At 64.5% G+C, this 2,337-nt stretch carries 3 protein-coding genes; 1 reads left to right on the plus strand and 2 read right to left on the minus strand.

Going from position 1 to position 2,337, the window contains the following annotated elements:
- Positions 1 to 285: DDE-type integrase/transposase/recombinase (locus tag EVC45_RS44190; protein ID WP_129964310.1), on the plus strand; the 285-nt coding region annotated here is incomplete at its 5' end.
- An 87-nt stretch (positions 286 to 372) separates the two neighbouring features.
- On the opposite strand, the gene EVC45_RS44195 is transcribed toward EVC45_RS44190, so the two are convergent.
- Together EVC45_RS44195 and EVC45_RS46410 are read right to left on the minus strand one after the other, a co-directional pair.
- On the minus strand, positions 373 to 1,707 hold the full coding sequence (locus tag EVC45_RS44195; protein ID WP_129964311.1) for a hypothetical protein: 1,335 nt from the start codon (positions 1,705 to 1,707) through the stop codon (positions 373 to 375).
- Positions 1,708 to 2,068: 361 nt separating this feature from the next.
- Positions 2,069 to 2,337, minus strand: a 269-nt coding sequence (locus tag EVC45_RS46410; RefSeq protein WP_211193597.1) for a hypothetical protein, incomplete at its 5' end; no start/stop codon positions are given.

Genomic DNA, 2,337 nt, shown 5'->3' on the forward strand with positions numbered 1-2,337 from the left:
ACTATCGACAAAAGCGGCGCGAATCTGGCCGCACTTGACGCCATCAACGCCGAGCGCGAAACCCCGATCAGGATCCGGCAGAACAAATACCTGAACAACGTCGTGGAACAGGACCATCGGGCGATCAAACGGATCATCAGACCGATGATGGGCTTCAAGGATTTTCGGTGTGCGCGCATCATTCTCTCTGGTATTGAGGTGATGCATATGATTCGCAAGGGGCAGATGAAAAACGACGGCGATGACCGAACGGCAGCCGCTCAGTTCTACTCGCTGGCGACATAAGCAATCCTATATATAGGGCAACATGCTCGGCCTGCCATCCTTATCGCGACAGAACCTGGGTAACCATCGTCCCTACCGCGCGATCTCTTAACCGATTCGCTCCCGGCTGAGCACCGCCAGAGGGGCGCTGCGGTGTTCGGGAGGCAGTTGCCCGATGGCGCCGAACACGCTGTCAAACCGCGCTGACCGGGCCGCTTGCGGCAGGGCATGGATCTGGCGGCCGAGCGCGGCCAGTTGGGCGCTGCGGTGTTGGGCAGGCAGTTGCCCGATGGCGCCGAACACGCTGTCAAACCGCGCTGTCCGGGCCGCTTGCGGCAGGGCATCGATCTGGCGACCGAGTGCGGCCAGCGGGACGCTGCGGTGTTGGGCAGGCAGTTGCCCGATGGCGCCGAGCACGCTGTCGAACTGCGCTGCCTGGGCCGCTTGCGGCAGAGCATGGATCTGGCGGCCGAGTGCGGCCAGCGGGGCGCTGCGATGTTGGGCAGGCAACTGCCCGATGGCGCCGAGCACGCCGTCGAACTGCGCTATTCGGGCCGCTTGCGGCAGGGCATCGATCTGGCGACCGAGTGCGGCCAGCGGGACGCTGCGGTGTTCGGGAGGCCGTTGCCCGATGGCGCCGAACACGCTGTCAAACCGCGCTGTCCGGGCCGCTTGCGGCAGGGCATGGATCTGGCGGCCGAGCGCGGCCAGTTGGGCGCTACGGTGTTGGGCAGGCAGTTGCCCGATGGCGCCGAACACGCTGTCAAACCGCGCTGTCCGGGCCGCTTGCGGCAGGGCATCGATCTGGCGACCGAGTGCGGCCAGCGGGACGCTGCGGTGTTGGGCAGGCAGTTGCCCGATGGCGCCGAGCACGCTGTCGAACTGCGCTGCCTGGGCCGCTTGCGGCAGAGCATGGATCTGGCGGCCGAGTGCGGCCAGCGGGGCGCTGCGATGTTGGGCAGGCAACTGCCCAATGGCGCCGAGCACGCTGTCGAACTGCGCTATTCGGGCCGCTTGCGGCAGGGACCAGATACGGTCACCGAGTGCGGCCAGCGGGGCGCTGCGGTGTTGGGCAGGCAACTGCCCGATGGCGCCGAACACGCTGTCGAACTGCGCTGCCTCGGCCGCGTGTGGCAGGGCATGGATCTGGCGACCGAGTGCGGCCAGCGGGACGCTGCGGTGTTGGGCAGGCAGTTGCCCGATGGCGCCGAACACGCTGTCAAACCGCGCTGTCCGGGCCGCTTGCGGCAGGGAATTGATCTGGGGACCGAGTGCGGCCAGCGGGACGCTGCGGTGGTCGGCAGGCAGTTGCCCGATGGCGCCGAACACCCTGTCGAACTGCGCTGCCCGGGCCGCTTGCGGCAGGGACCAGATACGGTCGCCGAGTGCCTCCAGCGCCTCACCTCGTAGAGACACCGGAAGCTCCCCGATGCGCTGCAACACGGCATCGAACCCCCGATTCGTTCTCACGGGCGGCGCATCCCGGACAATAATCCTTGCAGCTCGCCGCTCGTCCGTAAGTTGCGAACACAACTGTCGGTTGGTGCCTGCCAGCGCAATACGGCTGCGAGGATCGATCCGCCCTGCAATATCCTAGGTTATTCCAGGCGGCAGTCGCGACAAACCACTCAAGGCTCCAGGCGCTCTTGCCTGCGGAGATGGATTCGCAGTGGGCCGGCTGGTGGGATTGCCGCTTTCTTCCGTAGATGTCTGGAAGGCTGACGTGGCAGGACTCGTCCCGCGAACAGGGGTGACCATGGGCAAGTTCCGGTTGCGTTAAAGAGCAGCCTATTTTTAACAGGATTCACTCCTGCCATCGGCACATAACGCGAAGTGCTTGACTGGATAGCGAAGGCACGAACTGAGATTGACCCGGTTCGACGGGGCTTTGTCCGGATGGGGGTATTGCAAAGATACTGCGGGTTGTGTAGAAGCGCAACATCATGAAGCCAGCTTGAATAATGCCATATAAAGCCAGACTAAAGACGGGTGAACCGCGCAAGCGCAAGAAGCCGGGGTACCGGGTGATGAATGCGCGGGCGTATAACCAGAGCCTGAGAAAGCGCGGCATGA

Origin of the sequence: Paraburkholderia sp. UYCP14C, from assembly GCF_004197395.1 — a bacterium.
Lineage (GTDB): Bacteria > Pseudomonadota > Gammaproteobacteria > Burkholderiales > Burkholderiaceae > Paraburkholderia.